We start from the raw sequence: 23,612 nt of genomic DNA, 5'->3' as shown, positions 1-23,612 counted from the left end.
TAATCATGTTTAGAAATAAAGGAGAGTGGGGAGAATGAAGAATTCAGTATGGAATAGAACATCTTTTTTGAGTGCGGCTGTTTTTATCGCATTAATGACCTCGTTTGGAAGTGCTTCGGCGGCAGATGTACAAACGAAGGATGTCGTAGTTACGGCGAATAAAACAGCAATGAAGGTACGTACATCACCAGCAGCAGTAGAAATTATTACGGAAAAAGAAATTAAGACATTAGGTTTTAATGACGTTCGTTCCGTACTTGCGTATGCAAGTAACATTGATTTATCCCGTGCGGTAATGACTGGAAATGCTGTTCGTATACGTGGGATGAATTCAGATCACACATTAATTTTAGTTGATGGTCGGCGTATGGCAGGAGAAGATACGAGATCTACTGCGAATTCTTATGCCTTACAACGGTTAAGCGTAAATGATATTGAACGCATTGAAATTGTACGTGGACCATCAAGTGCGTTATATGGATCGGATGCTATTGGTGGGGTTATTAATATTATTACAAAAGTGCCAACAAAAATGGGGATCACTATGGGTATTAATACGGGAACGTATGATACAGCTACTTTTTTGCATGCTAATTTAGGAAAGCATGGGCGTTGGACAACGGCTTTTGATGCTCGTCTTGATAGTAAGCGTAAGATTTTACATTATGTTTATTCGGGTGGACACATGGGAACACCGCAAGGCGGACACATGGGAACACCGCAAGGCGGACACATGGGAACACCGCAAGGCGGGCACATGGGAACACCGCAAGGCGGGCACATGGGAACACCGCAAGGCGGACACATGGGAACACCACAAGGCGGACACATGGGGGAATGGGGATCTATTACAGATGGTTATGAGTCTAATATGTATGGTATGCATCGTTTATTCCATGGTACGGCTATTTATGATTTTGAAAATAAAAATAAGAATAAAATTCGGTTTGATATCTTTCATATGAATGATGATTTTCAAGCAGAATTTCCGAATATGACAAGTTTGTCGAAACGTATATTTTATAATAAAGATAAAAAAGAATGGTACCATTATGATAAAAATGAATATAGTATAGAGTATATAGGAAAAAATGAAAAAAATTCCTATCAGATACGTACATATTATAGTCGTTTGAATAAAGAATCAAATTTAATTAATAAGAGGGAAACATTTTCTAAGGATTTAGAAAAAAAGATAGGGGGTAAGCATCCGAAGGCAGATATGGATTCGGCTGTATATATCAACTGGATTGTAGAAGGTAAAAATACGGCATATATAGGGGAGCATCACAATGTGACATATGGTGCAGAATATCGTAATGTTTTTTATGAAGGCACCCGCCTCGGGGGTTCACCGGCAGGATTGAATAAAGTGAAAAAAGCACATAGTGTAAAATCATATGCCGGATTTGTGGAAGATGTATGGCAAGTAACTGATCGTCTTGTGTTTATACCAGCTATACGATATGAATATAATGAACGCTTTGGTTCAGAAATTACACCGAAAATTGGCATGACCTATGAGTTGGAACCACATGTACGTCTGAAGGTAAATTATGGTAAAGGATATAAAGCACCAACCATTAGTGAATTGTATATGGATATGAATCGGGCTATGGGGCCGGCTATTGTAAGTATTAAAGGAAATCCTAATTTAAAGCCTGAGTATGCAACTAGTTATGATATTACTTTAGAAGGCGAACAGGGAAATCTATTTACAAAGGTTACCTATTTTAATAATAGCGTGTATAACTTAATTGATGCAAAGACAACTAAGTATGGGCGTAAGGGGATGCCTGCTTTAATTGAGTATTTCAATGTCGGAGAAGTACAAATAAACGGAACTGAATTCACGTTAGGTGTGCATTTCAATCCTCGTGTTACGTTAAAAGCCGTATATAATACGATTAATGCGACAGATAAAAAGACGAATGCACGGTTGTCGGGACGTCCCGAAGCGGTAACAACGGTGCAACTTACTTATGATGATCATCGTGCCGCTGGTATTATGGCGGTATTATCCGATCGCTTTACGTCTAATTATTATCAAAATCAAAAGAGCTATTCGTATAATATCATGGATTTTGTCTTAGAAAAGAAGTGGAGCAAGGATTTCGCTACTATATTTGGTGTGGATAATATCCTTAATAAAAAAGAACCTGTGATGGCTATTGATGGACGGGAATGGCGAGTTTCAGGACAATGGAAATTTTAGCACCATAACACACGGGCTGCTTCTTATGGAGCAGCTCGTGTGTTTTCTTTTTCTCATAATAAAAAATATGATATGATACGATAAGAAAAGCGATGAATTTATAAAACATATAAAAGGAGGATAACATGAGACAGTTATGGTCATGTTATGCACGGTATTATAAGCAGGTGTTATTTGTTGTCTTGGGATCTTGTGTGACGGCTGCCTTGGATATCACTTTTCCGATGATTGTTCGAAATATTTTAGAAACAGTGCTGCCGTTTGCAAATATACAACGGTTATGTTGGCTTAGTGGTTTGCTGTTTATATTATATGGTGTATCGTTATTTTTTTCTTGGGGAATTTATTATTGGGGAAAAAGTATGGGCAGTGCTATTGAGCATGATTTACGTAGTCAATTATTTGAGCATATAGAACAGTTGCCCTTTTCTTTCTTTGATAATACCCATACAGGGCAGTTATTATCTCGTATTACTAATGACATATCAGAAATAGGGGAATTTACGTTTCAACTACCTAATTTGCTCATTATTTGTTCTATTACGATGGTGGGGAGTGCGGCGTTATTATTTTATATCAATTGGATGCTTGCGATATTGGTGTTGGCGTTGATAGCGATCAAGACAGTAGGTACAATTTACTTTAATAGACAGATGAAGGTTTCTTTTGTCGCAACGCGCGAAGCAACAGGCGAAATGAATGCACAGGCCGGAGAAAGTTTGAATGCTATTCGTTTGGTACAAGCATTCGCAAATGAACGACTTGAGCTGGAGAAGTTTATCTATCGTAGCAATTGTTTGCGAACGGCAAAAGAGAAGACGTTTCGTATAGGTGCATATATGATGAGTAGTGTGTTGTTTTTTTCTAACTTAATCAATTTAGCCATTATTGGTGGGGGTGCTTTTTTGATTTTACGCGGCGAACTTCGTGTTGGCGATTTAGTTGCTTTTTTAATGTATTTATTAGTCTTTATTAAGCCTATTTTTCAGCTAACGTCTTTAACAGAACAATATCAGCGTGGCTTAGCCGGATATAATCGGTATGAAGAACTTATGGCTATTCAATCAGCGATTATAGATAAACCAACGGCGACATATCACCAGGTAACGAAGGGACAGGTGTCTTTTTCCCATATTTCTTTTGCATATGAGCCGGGAGAAATGGTTTTACAAGATGTATCTATGGATATAAAGGCAGGTCAGACCGTGGCACTAGTAGGTACCACGGGGAGTGGTAAATCGAGCTTAGTAAGTTTATTATTGCGTTTTTATGAACCTTATGGTGGACATATTTATATTGATGGCATTGCGATTGATCAATATACCTTAGCTTCGTTACGGCGACAAATTGGGATTGTTCAGCAAGATGTATTTCTTTTTTCAGGAACGGTGCGAGAAAATATTTTATATGGTAATCCTCAGGCAACAGATGAGGCCATTATACAGGCCGCCATTTTAGCGGATGCAGATTCTTTTATTCGAGAATTGCCACAGGGATATGATAGTGTTATTGGCGAACGAGGTGTTAAATTATCGGGCGGTCAAAAGCAACGACTAGCTATTGCACGTGTTTTTTTAAAAAATCCTCCTATTTTAGTATTGGATGAGGCTACGTCGGCATTGGATAATGAAACAGAACGTAAAATACAACGTTCATTGCAGCGGTTATCTGAATCTCGGACAACCTTAGTGATTGCCCATCGGTTAGGAACTGTTCGTAATGCCGATGTGATTGTGGTGTTAGAAAACGGTCGGATTGTAGAACAAGGAAATCATGAAACGTTGATGAATTATCAGGGTAAATACTATGAATTATACATGTCTCAATTTAAAAAAAGTTGAACTGGTATAAGTAGCGATATTAATTTCTTTTAAAACGGAAAATAATACTGAAATTATTTTCATATAAAAAATAGAATGTTGGGAAAATTTTGCAGTGTATATTCTTTATTTTTGATATATATCAAAAGGAGTTACGGTATATTTTCTATTGTATTAGAAAATATGTTAAAAATAGCATTGACAATACTTATGACATACCATATAATATATACATGATAAATGAAGATGATTATCGAAATTAATTTGTATATGTGTAAAGGAGAGAGGGTCATGAGTGTTGTTATCGTAGGAGGTAACGACTGTATGGTTTGTCAATATAAAACGATTTGTAAGAAATATTCTTATAAAGCGAAGGTATTTACACAAGTTCCTAGCGATTTTAAATCAAAAATAGGATCGCCTGATTTAGTTGTGTTATTTACCAGTACCGTCAGTCATAGTATGGTGCGATGTGCATTAAAAGAGGCACAGCGTAAAAATGTAGAAGTTGTTCGTTCACATACGAGTAGTTCAAATGCATTAAAGTGCATTTTAGAAGCTCGTAATAATGGTAATGAGTATGTCGTGAATGAGTAAGTGCATTGCAATGAAGTCAATAAAGAAGCTTATCAACATAGTTGGTAAGCTTCTTTTGATATGTAAAAACGAAACATGGTATAAAACGGAAGAGAAAATTATTCTTTCAATATAAATAGAAATAATTATTAATTAAAAATAATAGTTGATATAAATGGCATAATATGTCATAATTGCTTATAACACTATTACATATATCAGTATGATAAATAGGGAGTTATAAAAGGAGGTATGAAATATGAACATAGTTGTTTTAGTAAAACAAGTACCAGCGATTTCAGATATTCAATTAGATGAAAAAGATAATAATTTGGTTCGTGTAGGAGCACCATCCATGTTAAATCCAGTGGATATGCATGCGATTGAAGCAGCATTAGCCGTGAAAGATATATGTCCTGATGCGACAATTACGTTAGTTACGATGGGACCGTCTACGGCAGGTGAAGTAATGCGTGAAGGGATTGCTATTGGAGCGGATCGGGGTATTTTGATTTCTGATGAAAAGATGGCTGGTTCGGATACGGTAGTAACGGCTCGCATTTTGAGTAAGGCTATTGAAAAGTTAGGCGGTGCCGATTTGATATTTGCGGGCAATCGTTCTAATGATGGCGATACAGGACAGATTCCGCCATCGTTAGCAGAAATGTTACATATGTCGTTATTATCACATGTGGATAGTGTATCTTTGGATGGTACGGAATTAAAGGGAACACGTAAAAATAGAGGTGGCATTGAAACAATTGCTGTTTCATTACCCGCGGTATGTTCAGTTACGGAAAAAGTGAATACACCAAGACAGGCTCGAATTAAGGGAAAAATGGCAGCCAAAAAGGCGGTTTTTGATGTATGGCGTACGGATACGTTAGGTTTGCAGGCTGAAGAAGTGGGCAGTACTGGTTCGGTTACCCATGTGACGAACCTTTTTGCACCAGAAGCTCATACGGTTGGAAAGATGATAGCTGGTGATACGATGGCTCAAGCTGTAGATACGTTGATAAAAGAGCTTGTAGCGGAAAAATTGATATAAGGGGGCGCTTGAAATGGAATTAAAAAATAGCATATTTGTATATATGGAACAAGAAAAAGATGCTTTAACCAAATTAAGTGTACAAGTACTGGGAAAAGCAAGAGAAATGGCTGATTCTTGTCCTCACAAGGTGGTTGCGTTATTGATTGGTAAAGGGGTAAAGACATTAGCCCCGAAAGCAATTGGTTATGGTGCAGATGCTGTTATCGTTGTAGATCAAGATGAGCTGGACACATTTGATTCGCAAGTGTATGCAAAAATAGCGGCAGAAGCCATTAAACAGTATGAACCATCAGTATTTTTATTAGGAGCTACGAATGATAGTCGAGATATTGGCGGACGCTTATCGGCATCATTGCAACTGGGTTTAGTTGCAGATTGTATTGATGCAACTTTTGAAGGTGCGGATGACACGGTTATGTGGATTCGTCCCGCTTATACAGGAAAATTGTTTGTTAAGATTATGACGAAGACAAGACCTCAATTGGCGACAGCAAGTGAAGACATATTCTTACATACTACCTTTGATGATAAAAGACAGGGTGACGTTATTGAGTTGACTGTTGATGTAGGCGATATAGCTAAAACGCAAAAAGTATTGTCTTTTGAAGAAGTCGCTGCTGAAAAAATGACGTATTCATTGGAAGATGCAGAAATCATTGTGGGTGCTGGTCGTGGTGTAGGTGATATTGATGGCATGAATGCGGTACAAGATTTTGCTGCTTCGATTGGTGCTGGGTTTGGAGTTACTAAACCGTTAGTTGATGCTGGCTGGATTGATCATGAAGCTCAAATTGGTATTACTGGTAAAAAGGTAGCACCTAAAATTTATATTGCGTTGGGCATATCTGGAGCATTACAACATAAATTAGGGATTAAGGATGCAGAAATTATTATTGCTGTTAATAAAGATCCCGATGCACCCATTTTTAAATTTGCTCACTATGGTATTGTGGGGGATTTATTTGAAGCGATGCCCGAACTTGCTGCGAAGATTGCTCAATTAAAAGCATAATAGTGTAACTATTTTTATATAAGCACGTTCTTTATGTAGGAAGAACGTGCTTTTTTTATAAGAAAACCTTCTTTTATTAATAGAAGTAGTGATTGAAATAAAAGAATAAATCCTGTACAATAACCTTTGGAGAGTGATTATAATATGCATATCGTTATGGTAGAACCTGAAATTCCGGGGAATACAGGAAATGTTGCACGGTTGTGTGCAGCAAATCATATGACGTTACATTTGGTTAAGCCCTTAGGGTTTTCTTTAGAAGATAAGTATTTAAAGCGAGCTGGGTTGGATTATTGGCCTTTAGTGGATGTACGCGTGCATGAAAATGTGGCAGAAGTATTAGATGCATATGCTGGGCATAATATGTATTATTTAACAACTAAATCGGATCAGTGTTATGCCGATATTTCTTTTGCACAAGATGACTTGTTGTTTTTTGGTAAAGAAACAAAGGGGTTACCTGAAGAGATGTTAAAAGCACATCCGGAACGGTGTTTTCGCATACCTATGGTAGAGGCGGCTAGAAGTTTAAATTTATCAAATTCGGTTGCAATTGTGGCGTACGAAGCACTACGACAATTGCAGTTTCCTCAGTTAACAGGAGGAATAGGTATTTCTAATTTAACATAATATGAGGTGGCATAATGAAATTATATGATCAGGCAAACGTGTTAGCAAAGGCTATTAAAGAATGTAAAGAGTATCGGGATGTTGTCGAAGCGGGCAAGGAATTAAAAAAAGATGAAAAAACAAAGCAAATGGTCAAGGAGTTTTTGATCTTACAAGCAGAACTAGCATATGCACAATCTATGGGGGGCAAGGAAGACAAACAAAAAGTAGATCGATTAAATGATATGTCAGTTTTGATTAAAAATAACGCACAGGCCCAATCTTATTTGCAAAAATATCGTGCATGGCAAACGATAGCGGGAGAAGTGTTTCAAATTATTCAGAATGCCATGGCGGAAGGAATGAGTATTCTTGATAAATAAGGAGGCCCTTACGTCATATCTCGCACGGATGCAACGGTATATTGCGAAAGAACGTTTGTTGGAGAATGAGCCTATGCGCCAACATACCACGTTTGCTGTTGGGGGACCAGCAGATATACTGGTTTTGCCTACATCGATAGAAGAAATTGTCTTAGCTGTGCGATATGCTCGTGAATTAAATTTACCGCTGACTATTTTAGGGGGCGGATCGAATGTATTAGTGTTAGATGGGGGCATTCGTGGGATAGTTATTCAGTTGCAGAATATGAAAGCGACCTTGCAATGTCAGGAGAAATTGGTGGTAGCAAGTGCGGGTTTTATGTTAGCAGATGTATGTCAATTTGCACAGAAAAATGGGTTAGGCGGAGCGTCTTTTTCTTGTGGCATTCCTGGAACAATTGGTGGTGCTGTTTTTATGAATGCGGGTGCCTATGAGGGTGAAATGAGTCAAATTGTTTCGCATGTTCGTACGGTAAATGAAAAAGGTGAAGTATGTTCGTATGATGCAACCGCTTGTGCTTTTTCCTATCGTCATAGTCGTTTTCAGGAAACAAATGAAATTATTGTAGAAGTGGAGCTAGCGTTAACAAAAGAAGATCCCTTGGTTATTCAACAACGGATGGATGAATTAATGAAGCGTCGACGGAGTAAGCAACCGTTAGAGATGGCTAGTGCAGGAAGTACATTTAAACGACCGCATGGTCATTTTGCGGGCACGTTAATTGACCTTGCTGGATTAAAAGGCCTAACGTATGGAGGAGCACAAGTATCGACTAAACATGCTGGTTTTGTCGTTAATACGGGTAAGGCAACCGCACAGGATGTATTGACAGTAATTCGCATGGTACAAGAGCGAGTGGCTTCAGTGCACGGTGTGCAGTTGGAAACAGAAGTGCGTATTCTAGGCGAAGCATAAAGAAGATTCGATAACGAATCTTCTTTTTTGGTGTTTAAGATAAATTTAATCGTTTGTATATGGTTGTTATTTGCAGCTAGAATTGGCGTAGGGATGGTCTTGCAGAACGTAGGATAGAAAATATGTTGTATGGTGAGGTTAGTTCCACCGCATAGAAGGGCCTGCGGTGGAGGTATTATTGTATTTTGCCTAGTATGGCAAAGATATATTAAGCAAGTGACTATATTTTTTTATATTGAGAAAAAAAGTATTCACGAATAAAAACTTTTATGATATAATAAATAAGTTATATACTTCAATAAATTTCAATTTGGATTTTGTATAGGAGAGAGTTTTAATGGAACGTACAGATATTCGCAATATTGCAATTATTGCCCACGTTGACCATGGTAAAACTACTTTGGTTGATGCGATGTTAAAACAGAGTCATATTTTCCGGACTAATGAAAAGGTAGCGGAACGGGTTATGGATTCGGGTGATATCGAACGAGAACGGGGTATTACAATATTGTCAAAAAATACATCCGTCATGCATAATGGCGTGAAAATTAATATTGTTGATACGCCTGGGCATGCTGATTTTGGCGGTGAAGTAGAACGTGTTTTAAATATGGTTGATGGTGTATTATTATTGGTTGATGCTTTTGAAGGACCTATGCCACAAACTAAATATGTATTGCGGAAGGCTTTAGAACAAAAATTAAAGCCGATTGTAGTTATCAATAAAATAGATAAACCAGGGGCTCGTGTTGCCGAAGTGGAAGATGAAGTATTAGAGTTATTTATGGAATTGGATGCAACGGATGAACAATTGGATTTCCCTGTAGTATATGCAAATGGTCGCGATGGGATTGCTAAACTTTCGATGGATGACGATAGCCAAGATTTAGAACCATTATTTCAGACAATTGTAGAGCATTGCCCAAGTCCACAAGGGGATATAGAAGGACCATTGCAATTTATGGTTACGACCTTAGATTATGATGATTATGTAGGGAAAATTGCTGTTGGTCGCGTTGTGCGCGGTAAGATGATGCCGAATCAAAGTGTCGTGATTACTGATGGTGAAGGACAACGACGTGGTAAAATTGGTCGTGTTTATACATATGAAGGCTTAAAACGTACCGAACAGACAGAAGCAGTGATGGGAGAAATAGCTTGTATTGCGGGTATTAGTGATTTAAAAATCGGTGAAACCGTTACGGATCCTCAAAATCCAGAAGCTCTACCTAAAATTGATATTGATGAACCAACGTTATCAATGATTTTTTATGTCAACGATAGTCCTTTTGCGGGACAAGAAGGCGATTATGTAACGAGTCGTCATTTGCGTGATCGTTTGTTTAAAGAAGTACAGACGAACGTTTCCTTGCGAGTGGAAGAAACGGATAGTGCTGATGCTTTTAAGGTTTCGGGGCGTGGTGAACTTCATATTGCGGTGTTGATTGAAGAAATGCGCCGTGAAGGCTATGAGTTACAAATCGGTAAGCCCAGTGTTATTACGAAACAAATTAACGGACAAAAATGTGAACCATTAGAAGCATTGACAATTGATGTACCACAAGAATTTATGGGTGCAGTTATGGAAAAATTAGGAACACGTAAAGCTGAAATGGTTAATATGACGGAAGTTTCCGGATATACGCGGTTAGAATTTATTATTCCTGCTCGTGGGTTGATTGGTTTTCGTAGCGAATTTTTAACGGCAACGAAGGGTAATGGCATTATGTATCATGTATTCCATGGCTATGCACCATGGAAAGGTGATATTCCTGGTCGCACACGAGGCAGTTTAGTCGCTTTTGAATCGGGGACAACAACGGGATATGGTATTTTTAATTTGCAAGATCGTGGCATTATGTTCATCAAGCCTGCCCAAGAAATTTATTTAGGGCAAGTGGTTGGAGAAAGCAATCGCGATGTTGATATTGATGTGAATCCTTGCAAGAAGAAGCATTTGACAAATACTCGTTCGTCGTCTTCAGATGAAGCTTTACGGCTAGTTCCACCACAGGATATGGGACTAGAAAAATCCTTAGAATGGATTAATGAGGATGAATTGGTGGAAGTTACACCGCAAAGTATTCGTATTCGTAAGGCTATTTTGGATAAACATGATCGGAAAAAAGCAATGCGTAAATAACTTATTACAATAGGAGTATAGGTATAGATTAAAAAAGATCTCAAGAGAAGGAAGAAAGCCTTCTTGATGAGGTCTTTTTTTCTTATAAATGAGAATGAAAAGGTGGTGGGAGAAGTGACTGTTGTTGTTTTTTTGTATACTTTGGCAACGTATATCGTTATACTTTTTTTGCAATATAAGTCATTAAAAATACGTGATTATTGAGAATACACGATAAAATATTTTTTTTGTCAAGTCAGAATGGACTTTTTAAATCTACTTGGTAGTAATTTTATTGGAAAAATAATTATTGTGAAAATAATAACTAAGTTTCATAATTTAAATTAGGCACATAAAAGTGTAGTATCAAAAGAAAGAAAATATGCATAAAAATTGATAAAATGAGGGTATGTATGTTGCAGTTATGATATACGTTAGAAGGGGAGAAAGCTGGTCTATTTTCAGTAGTTATGGTAAGATATATAGAAAGAGAGTATAAGTGAATGTAGTTTTATACGTGGTATAAACAATCATATAGATACGGGATGAAAAAATAATTTCATTTTATTTGAAAAAATGAAATTATTTTTACTCTGTGAGGTGATGGGGGTACAATAAAATTGTAGGAAAAATACGTGAAATTATTTGTCATGTATTTTTTGAATATGATATATCTATAATTACGAAGATTAATTTCAAAAAAAATATAGTAATTGGCATGAATTTGTATTACCATATGAAAAGGATATTGTATAATTAAGATAAATTAACGGATGAGATCGATTCGTTAATGTGTTTTTATGAAAGGATATACGTTATGACTGAATTTCATTCTCGTTTTGAACAATTACAGCGTCGCGTTCCAATTGATGAACATAATTGTTCTGTACAGTTTGATGTGAAAAAGTGTAAAAATTGCACGATGTGTTTACGAGCATGCTGTAATACGCAGACTATTATGGATTATTATTATTTACCTAGTACAGGCGATATGCCCATTTGTGTGCATTGTGGTCAATGTGCCAATGCCTGTCCATTTGGTGCGATTACAGAAGTTAACGATGTTGAGCGCGTAAAGGCGGCATTGCAAGATTCGGATAAAATAGTTATTTTTCAGACGGCTCCAGCCGTTCGCGTTGGTCTTGGCGAGGCGTTTGGAATGGATCCGGGTACCTTTGTAGAAGGGAAAATGGTTGCCTCCTTGCGTTCGTTAGGTGCTGATTTTGTCTTTGACACCGATTTTGGTGCGGATATGACCATTATGGAAGAAGCAACTGAATTAATGCATCGGGTACAGTCGGATGAGATTCCTACTCCACAGTTTACGAGTTGTTGTCCTGGTTGGGTGGAATTTGCTGAAATTTATTATCCTGAAATCATACCGAACCTTTCTACTACGAAAAGTCCGATTAGTATTTTTAGTCCGATCATTAAAACGTGGTTTGCTAAGAAGAAAGAAATTGATGTCAAAAAAATGGTGGTTGTTTGTGTTACTCCTTGTACGGCAAAGAAATCGGAAATTATTCGTCCTCAATTAAATGCTTCTAGCGATTATTGGGATGATCCGACTTTGGTTGATACAGATATTTGTATTACGACGCGGGAGTTAGCCAATTGGATAAAAGAAGAAAATATTGATTTTAACGCACTTGAAGATAGTGCCTTTGATAAAGTTTTTGGACAATCTTCTGGCGGGGGAAAGATATTTGGTAATACCGGTGGCGTTATGGAATCGGCTTTACGGTCAGCGTATTATTTCCAAACAGGTGAAAATGCACCCGCCGAATTTATTCCGTTTGAACCAGTTCGCGGTCTAAATGGAATTAAAGAAGCGGATGTGACGATTGGCGATTATACGTTGAAGATTGCTGCTATTAGTGGGTTGGGCAATGTTCGTAAATTTTTAGATTTACATATGGGTGATAATACATTGACTGATTACGCTTTTGTTGAAGTCATGGCCTGTCCGGGCGGATGCATTGGTGGTGGCGGTCAGCCTTTGGTAAAAATGCCACAAGTTAAAAAAGTACAAGAAGCACGAATGGCTTCTTTGTATCAATCTGATACAGATGCGGCGGTAAAAGCTAGCTGGGAAAATCCGGAAATTAAGGATTTATATAATGATTTCTTAGAAAAGCCGTTATCAGAACGGTCAGAAGAATTTTTGCATACGTATTATCAAAATCAATCGGAGTTACTCGGTCCGATGAAACATGTTACGCCGCAAACGAATCCCATGTCGAAGCAATATAAGCCACCAACACCACCAGCAGATGAAAAAGCATAATAATTAGTGTAATAAATTAGTGAATGAAACCGTCTTTTATTTTTGGTATACTATAAAGGGCGGTTTTTTTTGTGATAAAGGAGGTGAAACTTTTTCATTCATATTTATTGGACATCCTTTTTTTGTTGTTGGGTTATTAAATTTGGGCATTGGTAGTCGTTTTATTGTGAAAAACTACACGATATTTTACAATACAGCCATAAGGCAATGCAGGAATAATATAAATGCCTAAAACTTATAGTTTCCAAAAGAAAGGGTGTTGTAATTATGGCAGTTAATATGGATGAATATGTAGCAAGAGCGAAAGTCGCTCAACAAGAATTTTCCACATACACGCAGGAACAAGTAGATGCGGTGGTTCGTGTGATTGGGCGAGTGGTATATGAAAATGCAGAATTACTTGGTCCCATGGCAGCAGAAGAAACGGGAATGGGTGTAGCTGCAGATAAAATCGCAAAGTGTCGCGGTAAATCTGGTATGATTTGGAATTATTTAAAAGATAAAAAAAGCGTGGGTATTATTGAGCGTGATGAAGCACGTGGACTTTTATATGTAGCAAAACCCGTTGGTGTAGTAGGTGCTATTCAGCCATGTACAAATCCAGTTGTAACACCGATGATGAATAGTATGTCCGCATTAAAAGGGCGTAACGCCATTATTATTTCGCCCCATCCAGCATCAGTAAAATGTAGTATTAAAACGGTAGAAATGATTAATGAAGCATTGGATAAAGTAGGTGCACCGAAACATTTAGTTCAAATTATTCCAGAAGCAAGTATTCAAGCCTCTAATGATTTGATGAAAGCTTGTGATGTCGTAGTAGCAACAGGTGGTCCTGGAATGGTTACTGCTGCATACAGTAGTGGTAAACCTTCGTTAGGTGTAGGTCCTGGTAACACGCAAGTTATTATTGACCGTGATGTAGATATTACGGAAGCTGTTCCTATGATTATTAATGGTAGAAAGTTTGATAATGGTATTATTTGTTCGGGTGAACAATGTGTATTTATTCCTAATGATAAATATGATGCTATTATTAATGAATTTAAATTAGATGGTGCTTTTGTCATTAGCGATGAAGCTACTCGTCAAAAAATGCGTGATGTTATCTTCCCTGGTGGAGTGATGAATAAAAAATTGGTTGGTAAATCACCGGCTGTAATTGCTGCAGAAGCAGGATTAACGATTCCTGAAGGTACAAAAGTATTCTTAATTGAATTGGATAAACATGGAAAAGATGAAATCTTATGCGATGAAAAACTTTGCCCCGTTTTGGTGTGCGTGAAGTATCATACGTTTGATGAAGCTATTAAAATGGCTAATGATAATTATCTTTTCAAGGGTGCAGGTCATACGGCATCGGTACATTCATTTAATGATAAACATATTGAAGCAGCTGGCACGAAATTACCAGTTAGCCGTGTAACCGTAAATCAACCATGCTCTTCTACGGCTGGTGGAAGCTATACAAATGGCTTGAATCCGACAACTACGTTGGGCTGTGGCAGCTGGGGCGGTAACAGTATGTCAGAAAATATTACGTATAAGCATTTTCTGAATATTTCACGCGTTGCGTATGTGATTAAAGATGCTAAAATTCCTACTACCAAGGAATTGTGGGACTAATTTCTTCCGGTATATGTGCAGTGGTAGTTGATATCACTGCACACCATTAGAAAGGGATGAGAGCAATGATTGAATTACAATTAAAACCAACTATTTATACGTATGAGTCATGCCAAGAGTTTGTTAATGAATTAAAAATTGGACAAGGTGATTTGATCGTTACGAATGAATACATTTATGAACCCAATTTTGGCGAAATGAATCTTCCTTGTGCGGTTATTTTTCAAGAAAAATATGGTATGGGTGAACCTTCAGATGAAATGGCAGAAGCGATGTATCGGGACATGCCGAAAGATGTAACGCGCATTATCGGTATTGGTGGCGGTACGATCATGGATTTATGTAAACTATTTTCGTTACGTCATGTAAGTCCTATATTAGATTTGTTTGATGGAAAGAAACCCATTGAAAAAGGAAAAGAACTTATTTTAATTCCGACTACTTGCGGTACTGGTAGTGAAGTGACAAATGTTTCGGTTATGGCACTTATTAGTCGTAATACCAAAAAAGGTATTGCTGATGATGCGATGTATGCTGATAAGGCCGTATTGATTACACAGTTATTAAAAACATTGCCTTTTAAAGTATTTGCTACAAGTTCGATTGATGCTTTAGTACATGCTGTTGAATCAGCATTATCGCCGCATTCCACACCGAGTTTCCGCCTTTTCAGCTATCATGCAATTGATTTGATTTTACATGGATATATGGAAATGCGAGAAAAAGGATTAGAGGCACGGGGTCCGTTGATGAAAAACTTTTTGTTAGCAAGCAACTGGGCGGGGATTGCTTTTAGTACTCCTGGATGTGCAGCTGTTCATGCTATGAGTTATCCTTTTGGTGCAAAATATCACGTTCCACACGGAGAATCTAATTATGTTATCTTCATCGGCGTTATGAATTGTTACATGTCTATCAAGTCGGATGGAGAAATTGCACGTCTTAATGCGTTTATTGCAGAAATTTTAGGCTGTGATGTGGATCATGTATATGAAGAATTAGAAAATTTATTAAATACAATTTTACCGAAAAAAGCGTTGCATGAATATGGTGTAACGGAAGAAGATTTGGCTGAATTTGCCGATTCCGTTATGAAAAATCAAGGTCGGTTAATGTCGCATAACTTTGTAGAATTGGATTATGATAAAGTGTATAGTATCTATAAAGCATTGTATTGATAGGTAAAATCATCATAAGAATTAAGGGATAAAACAATAGATTGCGGCATATAGTGTGCAACCTTTGTTTTATCCTTTTCTTATGTATAAAAGAATGTTGATACTTGTTTTTTAATAATTTAGCTTAAATAAAAATGAAATAACCATTCGTAATAGGAATTTAAGTTGCTTTTTATTAAAATAAAAATATGATAAAATAAAATTGATAATTGAGAAAAATAATGAGAAAACAAATAGCCTGGAGTGTAGTGGGTGATGGATGTGAATGGACTGGTCTTAGAAATTACAAAAAATCTTTCGGTTATTGCCCTTGCCGTATATCTGATTACCCAGTGGAAACCGTTTAGACGAGCCATGAATCAATCGTCTTATTCATATAAGGATAAATGGGCATTATTAGTGGTATTTGGTATGTTATCGGCTGTTGGCAATTATCTAAATGTACCGTTTCAACAGGATGGCATGGTACATACTCGGTTAGTCGGAACGATTATTGGAGGTTTATTTGGGGGGCCGTTAGTAGGTGTAGGTGCGTCTATTATCGGTATGATACCGCGATACTTTATTTCGGTTAGTGCTATTCCTATTATTGTAGTAGCCGGTATTGCTAATATTATTATTGGTATAGTTGCGGGCTATATAAATAAACGATATGGTGCACGACAAATTTCCTTAAAGATAGCTTGTTTAGTAGGACTATTATCTGAAGTGATTTTGCGAATAGGCGTGTTGTGGCAAGCTCAATCGGTAGATGTGTTTTGTGTAGAAAAAACGATAGCTTTGCCGGCGGGGATGGCTACTTGTCTAGGTGTGATGCTCGCTGTATATATTATTCGTGGGGTCTATCAAGATGAAGATATTCATAAGGCGAAAGCAGCTAAAAAAGTCATTGATATTATTTTTTGCACGCGGGGTGTTTTTCGTCAGCAAGGATTTACACAAGAGGCAGCTTATCATATTGCAAAAACCATGTACGATATTCTTACGGTAGATTATGTGGCGATTTCATCTCCTCAGGGAATATGGGCAGCGTGCATGCAAGGTAAAGATAAAAAAAATAGCCCCAATACGATTAGCTTACCCTTAATTTTGGCGGATAAAAAAATTGCAGAAATTTATGTATCGCGACCAGGTTTGCGTTCGTTTAGAAGCTATGAAAAGCAGTGGTTGTTGCGTTTTGCTGAATTATTAAGTTTGGAATTGTATCAAATGGAATTAGATCGAAAGGCTGTATTACTTTCACAGGCAGAGGTGGCTGTTTTAAAATCACAAATTAGACCGCATTTTATTTTTAATATGTTGAGTACAATAAAAGCTATTGTCAGTACAGAACCAGAACAGGCAAAAGATTTGATCTGCGATTTATCTTCTTTTTTACGAAATAGATTGCATCATGCATCTGATACGATTTGTTTAAAGGATGAGTTAGAAGCGGTAGAAACATATATTCGTTTAGAAAAAATGAGGTATGGTGAAAGGTTGCAAGTAATACAGCATATACAGGTGGAAACTTGGATGCAAAGGGTACCTTGTTTTGTATTACAAATGTTGGTAGAAAATGCGATTAAACACGGTATTTTTAAGAAGAAATATGGTGGTACTATACAAATTTGTGCTATGCGTAAGCAAGACCAGTTGATTTTATCTGTTCAAGATGATGGGATGGGGATGGATCAGGCGACATTACAACAAGTCAATCATTTTTCTATAGATCATGATATTGAAATGAAGTCAGAAAGTACGGGTATTGGCTTGAAAAACATTTATGATCGGATGCATCAATTATATGGTGAACGGGGAAAATTTTTGGTAGAAAATCTGAAAGAGGGAGGTACGTGTGTGTCTATTATCATTCCTTGGGGGTAAGGAACCAATAGCTTATTTATGGATAAAGTGACAAGCAGATTATACTGCTGGGGGATGAAGGTGAAGACAATGATTCGATTAATGATAGTAGAAGATGAAAAGGCAACGGCTGCTGATTTAAAACACATGGTAGAAGGACTTTGCTCGGATATGGAAGTCTGTAGTGTTTGTTATGATGGCGAAACGGCGTTAAAAGATATTCAGCAAGTCTGTCCCGATGTGATTTTTTTGGATGTGGAATTACCAGGGTTACGGGGGATTGAAGTAGCCCAAGCATTACAAGAGATGGAAAGAGTACCGCTTATTGTGTTTGTTACGGCATATGTAGATTTTGCGGTACAAGCATTTTCCGTTAATGCTCTTGATTATATGGTTAAACCTGTTAGTAAGCGATGCTTGGCAAGAGTTTTATTGAAGATTAAAAAACGGATGCAGCAAATCAAATCTTCTCGTGTTGGCAAAGAAAGTGATAGTTATTTGCGTAAATTAACGATTAATAAAGGAGATCGGTTGGAAATTATAGATTGTCAAGATATTCGGTTGATTTATGGTAAAAATAGACAGGTTTTTATTATGACTAAGGATGATGAAGTCTGTCGGGTGAAAATTACGTTGCAAGAATTTGAAGAACGATTGGCGGGAACATCTTTTTTTCGATGTCATCGGAATTATATTGTGAATGTTGATGAAATAAAACAAATTACAACATGGTTTAAACAACGGTATTTATTGATTTTAAAGGGAAAGAAAAATTTAGAAATACCTGTTGGTAGAGCGTATGTTAATAATTTACGTCAACATGTGGAATTTTAATAAAAAAAAGACCATTGCTAGACAATGGTCTTTTTTTGTGGTGGATCATCAGGGGGTCGAACCCTGGACACCCTGATTAAGAGTCAGGTGCTCTACCAACTGAGCTAATGATCCAAGACGTTTTTTAGTACAATAAGTATATTACACTAATTTTAGTGTTTTGGCAAGCTTTTTATTTGTAGCGTCTGGAGAAGATATAGGAAATTTGATTTTTTTTGGTGTGATTTTTAATAAAAAGAAAATACGGTGCGATTTCTTGACTTTGCAAATAAAGGAGCATATTATATAAAAAATATAAGAAAAAGGTGTATGTATTTGTTGCAGGAAATAAGTAAATAGATAACATACTTGAGGTGGAAAAGATATATTATGAAATATCGAATTCGTCATTCTTTGCAGAACTATCATAGTATAGGATATTTACATGGAGATGAGGGGAGAAATTGTGCGGATGTGATAGATTGTTCATTAGGTATTAATCCGCTAGGGTTTTCACCTCGGATTACACAGGAGGTATTTTTAGAGGCGTATGATCGCATTTATGCGTATCCTGATTATCCATATGAAGGGTTGCGGCGTTGTATTTGTCAATACATGGAATCAGTTGCTACGATTACACCTGAACAAGTGCGATTTTACGGTGGATCGATGGGGGCTATTTGGAATATCAATAAGTTGCTTATTGACGAAAAAACCTGTATTCTTACATTTATACCAGGTTTTTCTTCTACTCTTAGTGATATGCGTTCGTTAGGTGGAACGATTGATGCGGTACCATTGACAGAAAAAGATCGTTTTTTAATTGATATAGATCAATTGATTTATCACCTCAAGCCACAACATCATCTAGTGTATTTAGATAATCCCAATAATCCGACAGGGCAGGTTATTCCTATTGAGGCGTTACGGCGTTTAGCACATAAAGCATTAGCACAAGATACGTATGTTTTAATAGATGAAGCATATGGAGAATTTATGCCATTGGAAAACTCGGCTGTGACGCTTATTGCAGAATATCCGAATGTACTTGTTGTGAAATCCTTCTCAAAAGGGTTTGGGCTGGCTGGATTACGTACAGGTTATGTTGTGATGCATCCTGATTTTATTCCATATATGTCACATTATCCTGGCGAGATGACTGTAAATGGGATTGCTTCGGCGATACTTCCTGTTGCGTTGTCTGATATGGATCATCTTGCTCGGAGTCGTCAGATTATGGCAGAAAATAAGCGACAAATAATAAATTGTCTTACGGAATTAAACGTAAGTGTAACGGATGAGGAAACCCCGATTTTATTATTATATACATCGCAGACGCTTGATTTATATCAGCTATTGCTGTCACAGGGAATAAAAACAGAGCGAGGAGAAGATTTTGATGGTTTAGGGAAAGCCTATGTGCGTTTGCGAATTCCGGCTACCGTAACCGAATGTATTACTCGCTTGGGACGAATGCAAAAGTTATTGGCAAATGATAATAGATAGAGAAAAAATGATTGACAAATAAATTAACACTTTGTATACTAAATACATATCATGTGACTGACGGAAGTGGAGTTAACCACGGGGAGCATGAAGAATATAGCCGACCGTCTGGGCGATGTATCCAGACGTGTCGGTTTTTTTGTTTTCAGGAGGTAGATCATGCAGAAATTGTCTTTAAAATATGGATGTAATCCCAATCAAGCGTCGGCTCAAGTTTATATGAAACAAAATCAAGAATTGCCTTTTACTGTATTGAATGGAACGCCTGGATATATTAATTTATTAGACGCACTTAATGCTTTTCAATTAGTACGAGAATTACAAGCAGCAACGGGAAAACCAGCAGCGACATCTTTTAAACATGTTAGTCCGGCTGGGGCAGCGATTGCTACGGATATGAGTGATACTTTAAAAAAAATATATTATGTTGATGATTTGGTATTAAGTCCACTTGCTAGTGCGTATGCTTGTGCTCGTGGGGCGGATCGGATGAGCTCATATGGTGATTTTGTAGCTTTGTCGGCATGTTGTGATGAGTCTACAGCCAGGGTCTTACAACGAGAAGTTTCGGATGGTATTATCGCACCAGCGTATACGCCAGAAGCATTGGATATATTAAAGAAAAAGAAAAAGGAAAGTATTGTATATTGCAAGTAGATCCATTATATACACCGCAAGTAATTGAACAAAAAGATGTTTTCGGTATTACTTTTGAACAAGAACGGAATCAAGTGAAACTTACCGCATCGGTGTTGCAGAATAGACCAACTCAAAATAAGGAGATTCCTTTGACCGCACAACAGGATTTATTGATTGCTTTGATTACGTTGAAATATACTCAATCTAATTCGGTATGTTATGTAAAAGATGGTATGACCATTGGTGTAGGTGCGGGACAACAATCGCGTATTCACTGTACTCGTTTAGCTGGGAATAAAGCTGATATATGGTGGTTGCGTCAGCATCCTATGGTGATGGCATTACCTTTTCGGGAAGATATTAAAAGAGCAGATCGGGATAATGCTATTGATATTTATATTTCTCCAGATCAAGAAGATCTTCTGGTAGATGGCATTTGGCAAACATTGTTTACACAGCGTCCGCCTGTGTTAGAACAAGCAGATAAGAAAGCTTGGTTGATGAAGTTACAGGGGGTTAGTTTGGGAAGTGATGCGTTTTTTCCCTTTGGTGATAATGTTGAACGAGCATATCGGAGTGGCGTAGCCTATATTGCTCAAGCGGGTGGTTCTATTCGTGATGATCATGTGATTGCTACGTGTGATAAATATGGCATTGCTATGGCTTGTACGGGAATACGGTTATTTCATCATTAAGTTGTTCTTGCAACGGGAGACTACATAACATTAATGTTATATCGGAATATTCTGATACCCCCCTTGAATTAAATTGATGGTATGTGGCTTTGGTAACTTCTATACACATAGAAGACAAACTCGTTGCAAGAATAAAAAGCTCAGCAAGTATTATTGCTGAGCTTTTTTTATAAGCAAAGTTGGTGATACGGCTTTCCCTCTAAGGTTTTCCAAGTTAGGTTATGATCTTCTAAGAGTAGATAGCTATGGGGACTTTCTTCTTTTGGGATAGAGATAGACCCTGGATTAATATATAAATTGTCATCGCCAAAGGATTTCCATGCAGGAACATGGGTATGGCCATGTAATAAAATATCGCCCTTTTTTAGAGAAGGAGGTAAATGGTTCAAATTAAATAGATGTCCATGGGTAATAAATACTTGCCGTTTTGTTAGGTATAAAAAGGCATAGTCACTTAATATAGAGAAAGAAAGTACCATTTGATCTACTTCGGAGTCACAATTTCCTCGTACACATAATATACGGCTGGGACAGTTGTTTAGCAATGTAATGACTTCTTTGGGGTGATAGTTTTTTGGCAGATCATTGCGGGGTCCATGATAAAGCAGATCACCCAATAGCAATAAAGTATCTGCTTTTTCTATGGCTAGTTGGTGCATTAGGGCTTGACAATAATAAGCAGAGCCATGGATATCAGAAGCAATTAATAATTTCATTATTAGGAACTCCTTGTATAATAGAGAGCAAATGATAGACGCTTATTCATGTCTAGGTAGTAGTTAGGAAAAAAAATTTTTATAATGGACACATAATTTATCGTTTAACGAACGAAGTTTATAGATATATTGTCCATACGTCAATACTGATAATACAGGGGTAGAAACGGTAGCTTGATTGATATGGAAAGTACATATTAGATCATAAATACGCTGTTGTAACCGTTCATCTCGTTTATAGTCATCGGTGTAAATGGATAGATGGGTCATATAATTGAATTTTTCTTGTTGTAAGGCAAGTGCGAGTTGTTTATAATCTTGCCAATTTGCGTGTTGTAAGGATAAGGAATGTATGGAATGAATGATATCGACGATACCACTCATGATACCGCTACAAATACTACTATATACATTGATAAATTGCAAATAAGATGCGGTAAACGTTAATAATTGTAAGCACGTTATTAATAATTTTTCCGTTTGAGTATATCCTATATAGTATATGTAATTACGAGAACTTTCGAGGGTATAATAATAAATTTTTTCTTCCATATGCAGTACAACAGGGGTTTTTGATTTCATGCAGTATCCTCTCTTTGGATTTTGGGAATCATTATCTATTATTTCTTTTATCATACTACATAATAGAGAAAAATCAATACTTTGGCTTAGAACCCGTGTTGTATAAAAAAAGGCCTTGCTATGCAAGACCTTGATGGTGCGCCTAGAAGGATTCGAACCTTCGCACCCGGTTCCGGAGACCGGTGCTCTATCCCCTGAGCTATAGGCGCATGTTGTATAAAAGAATACTTTCCTATCATAGCATGTATTTTTATATCTGACAAGAAAGATTTTTTTATTAGGAAGAAAGAGGGAAAAGGGACAAACGCACGGTGATGACTAGCCGAAACAAGACAAAGATGGTATTATTAGATACATAGCGATATAGGGTAGGAGAAAAGAATGATTAAACATGTTATTTTTGATTTAGATGGCACATTGACTGATTCTAAAGAAGGTATTATACGATCTGTTGAGTACGCATTGCAAAAAGCGGGCGAAACGACAGCTCATCGGTTGTCATCGGAGATTATTGTAGGGCCGCCTTTGTTGACGACGTTTCAAGAAACATATGGCTTTTCAGAGAAAAAAGCTCGTGCTATTTATGCATTTTTTCAAGAGCGATATAGTACTATTGGCAAATTTGAAAATCGATTATTTCCGGGTATTATACAGTTGATGAAAGCACTAGCAACTAGGCATATCCGTTCGTATGTAGCAACGTCAAAACCAGAAATTCATGCACGAGAAATTTGTCAACATTTTCAACTTTTGCCATATTTAACCGCTATTGCGGGCCCAACTGTAGGAGGAAAAGAAACTAAGATCGATTGCATTAACCGCATTATACGTTGTATTGGGACTAAACAAGAGGTGGTTATGGTAGGTGATCGTAAATATGATATAGACGGGGCACATATTGTAGGAATACAAAGTGTAGCCGTAGCATATGGGTATGGTAGTGAAAGAGAGAGACAAGCATGTAAACCGGATTTTACGGCATATAGTGTAGATGAATTAGCCAAATGGTTGCTTCGCTGAT

At 37.2% G+C, this 23,612-nt stretch carries 18 protein-coding genes, 2 tRNA genes, 1 pseudogene and 1 riboswitch; of the genes and pseudogenes, 17 read left to right on the top strand and 4 right to left on the bottom strand.

Annotation, left to right across the window (positions count from 1 at the left end; translation table 11 throughout):
- The first annotated feature begins 34 nt into the window (after nucleotides 1-34).
- The 14 genes from HMPREF1040_RS01875 (at nucleotide 35) to HMPREF1040_RS01810 (ending at nucleotide 18,474) form a co-directional block, all read left to right on the top strand.
- Nucleotides 35-2,215: a TonB-dependent receptor gene (locus tag HMPREF1040_RS01875; RefSeq protein WP_007392249.1), complete on the top strand. Its 2,181-nt coding sequence runs from the start codon at nucleotides 35-37 to the stop codon at nucleotides 2,213-2,215.
- A 125-nt stretch (nucleotides 2,216-2,340) separates the two neighbouring features.
- A complete protein-coding gene (locus HMPREF1040_RS01870; RefSeq protein WP_007392158.1) occupies nucleotides 2,341-4,056 on the top strand; it encodes an ABC transporter ATP-binding protein in 1,716 nt (571 codons plus the stop codon).
- Nucleotides 4,057-4,326: 270 nt separating this feature from the next.
- Complete coding sequence (locus HMPREF1040_RS01865; protein ID WP_036257315.1) at nucleotides 4,327-4,632, top strand: DUF2325 domain-containing protein; 306 nt, start codon at nucleotides 4,327-4,329, stop codon at nucleotides 4,630-4,632.
- A gap of 238 nt (nucleotides 4,633-4,870) precedes the next feature.
- Nucleotides 4,871-5,659 (top strand): electron transfer flavoprotein subunit beta/FixA family protein, encoded by a 789-nt coding sequence (locus HMPREF1040_RS01860; RefSeq protein ID WP_007392204.1) that lies wholly within the window; start codon nucleotides 4,871-4,873, stop codon nucleotides 5,657-5,659.
- Nucleotides 5,660-5,672: 13 nt separating this feature from the next.
- On the top strand, nucleotides 5,673-6,674 hold the full coding sequence (locus tag HMPREF1040_RS01855) for an electron transfer flavoprotein subunit alpha/FixB family protein (protein ID WP_007392165.1): 1,002 nt from the start codon (nucleotides 5,673-5,675) through the stop codon (nucleotides 6,672-6,674).
- Between the two features lie 144 nt (nucleotides 6,675-6,818).
- Nucleotides 6,819-7,304 (top strand): tRNA (cytidine(34)-2'-O)-methyltransferase, encoded by a 486-nt coding sequence (locus tag HMPREF1040_RS01850; RefSeq protein ID WP_007392275.1) that lies wholly within the window; start codon nucleotides 6,819-6,821, stop codon nucleotides 7,302-7,304.
- 14 nt (nucleotides 7,305-7,318) lie between these two features.
- Nucleotides 7,319-7,666, top strand: a complete 348-nt coding sequence (locus HMPREF1040_RS01845; RefSeq protein WP_007392184.1) for a YlbF family regulator — start codon at nucleotides 7,319-7,321, stop codon at nucleotides 7,664-7,666.
- On the top strand, nucleotides 7,656-8,582 hold the full coding sequence (gene murB / locus HMPREF1040_RS01840) for a UDP-N-acetylmuramate dehydrogenase (RefSeq protein WP_036257313.1): 927 nt from the start codon (nucleotides 7,656-7,658) through the stop codon (nucleotides 8,580-8,582). The genes HMPREF1040_RS01845 and murB overlap by 11 nt, the downstream gene beginning before the upstream one ends.
- Before the next feature lie 337 nt (nucleotides 8,583-8,919).
- Nucleotides 8,920-10,725: a translational GTPase TypA gene (typA, locus tag HMPREF1040_RS01835; protein WP_007392154.1), complete on the top strand. Its 1,806-nt coding sequence runs from the start codon at nucleotides 8,920-8,922 to the stop codon at nucleotides 10,723-10,725.
- Between the two features lie 796 nt (nucleotides 10,726-11,521).
- A complete protein-coding gene (locus HMPREF1040_RS01830; protein WP_007392189.1) occupies nucleotides 11,522-12,991 on the top strand; it encodes a [FeFe] hydrogenase, group A in 1,470 nt (489 codons plus the stop codon).
- A 267-nt stretch (nucleotides 12,992-13,258) separates the two neighbouring features.
- Nucleotides 13,259-14,617: an aldehyde dehydrogenase family protein gene (locus tag HMPREF1040_RS01825; protein WP_007392259.1), complete on the top strand. Its 1,359-nt coding sequence runs from the start codon at nucleotides 13,259-13,261 to the stop codon at nucleotides 14,615-14,617.
- Nucleotides 14,618-14,682: 65 nt separating this feature from the next.
- Nucleotides 14,683-15,795 carry a 4-hydroxybutyrate dehydrogenase gene (locus tag HMPREF1040_RS01820; protein WP_007392180.1) on the top strand — a complete coding sequence of 371 codons (1,113 nt, stop codon included), beginning with the start codon at nucleotides 14,683-14,685 and terminating at the stop codon, nucleotides 15,793-15,795.
- A gap of 255 nt (nucleotides 15,796-16,050) precedes the next feature.
- Entirely contained in the window at nucleotides 16,051-17,661 is a 1,611-nt protein-coding gene (locus tag HMPREF1040_RS01815; RefSeq protein ID WP_007392207.1) for a LytS/YhcK type 5TM receptor domain-containing protein, read from the top strand.
- A 54-nt stretch (nucleotides 17,662-17,715) separates the two neighbouring features.
- Nucleotides 17,716-18,474 (top strand): LytTR family DNA-binding domain-containing protein, encoded by a 759-nt coding sequence (locus HMPREF1040_RS01810; protein ID WP_036257308.1) that lies wholly within the window; start codon nucleotides 17,716-17,718, stop codon nucleotides 18,472-18,474.
- 38 nt (nucleotides 18,475-18,512) lie between these two features.
- On the opposite strand, the gene HMPREF1040_RS01805 is transcribed toward HMPREF1040_RS01810, so the two are convergent.
- Nucleotides 18,513-18,588 (bottom strand) — tRNA-Lys (locus HMPREF1040_RS01805).
- Between the two features lie 255 nt (nucleotides 18,589-18,843).
- On the opposite strand from HMPREF1040_RS01805, the gene HMPREF1040_RS01800 reads away from it, so the two are divergent.
- Both HMPREF1040_RS01800 and HMPREF1040_RS08390 read left to right on the top strand, forming a co-directional pair.
- Entirely contained in the window at nucleotides 18,844-19,959 is a 1,116-nt protein-coding gene (locus HMPREF1040_RS01800) for a histidinol-phosphate transaminase (protein ID WP_007392215.1), read from the top strand.
- Nucleotides 19,960-20,002: 43 nt separating this feature from the next.
- Nucleotides 20,003-20,080, top strand: a riboswitch (ZMP/ZTP riboswitch).
- 38 nt (nucleotides 20,081-20,118) lie between these two features.
- Nucleotides 20,119-21,293, top strand: a pseudogene (locus HMPREF1040_RS08390) (phosphoribosylaminoimidazolecarboxamide formyltransferase).
- A gap of 167 nt (nucleotides 21,294-21,460) precedes the next feature.
- Here the strand turns inward: HMPREF1040_RS08390 and yfcE are convergent.
- The 3 genes from yfcE to HMPREF1040_RS01780 form a co-directional block, all read right to left on the bottom strand.
- Nucleotides 21,461-22,009 (bottom strand): phosphodiesterase, encoded by a 549-nt coding sequence (yfcE, locus tag HMPREF1040_RS01790; protein WP_007392276.1) that lies wholly within the window; start codon nucleotides 22,007-22,009, stop codon nucleotides 21,461-21,463.
- Between the two features lie 63 nt (nucleotides 22,010-22,072).
- Nucleotides 22,073-22,591 carry a DUF4231 domain-containing protein gene (locus HMPREF1040_RS07660; protein WP_007392164.1) on the bottom strand — a complete coding sequence of 173 codons (519 nt, stop codon included), beginning with the start codon at nucleotides 22,589-22,591 and terminating at the stop codon, nucleotides 22,073-22,075.
- Between the two features lie 134 nt (nucleotides 22,592-22,725).
- A tRNA-Arg gene (locus HMPREF1040_RS01780) sits at nucleotides 22,726-22,800 on the bottom strand.
- A 172-nt stretch (nucleotides 22,801-22,972) separates the two neighbouring features.
- Between HMPREF1040_RS01780 and HMPREF1040_RS01775 the strand changes: the two genes are divergently transcribed.
- Nucleotides 22,973-23,611 carry an HAD hydrolase-like protein gene (locus HMPREF1040_RS01775; protein ID WP_007392234.1) on the top strand — a complete coding sequence of 213 codons (639 nt, stop codon included), beginning with the start codon at nucleotides 22,973-22,975 and terminating at the stop codon, nucleotides 23,609-23,611.
- Nucleotide 23,612: the final 1 nt, after the last annotated feature.

Source organism: Megasphaera sp. UPII 135-E, from assembly GCF_000221545.1.
Lineage (GTDB): Bacteria > Bacillota > Negativicutes > Veillonellales > Megasphaeraceae > Megasphaera > Megasphaera hutchinsoni.
Note: the sequence above shows the minus strand (reverse complement) of the source record. Positions and strands in the feature narration are given on the sequence as shown.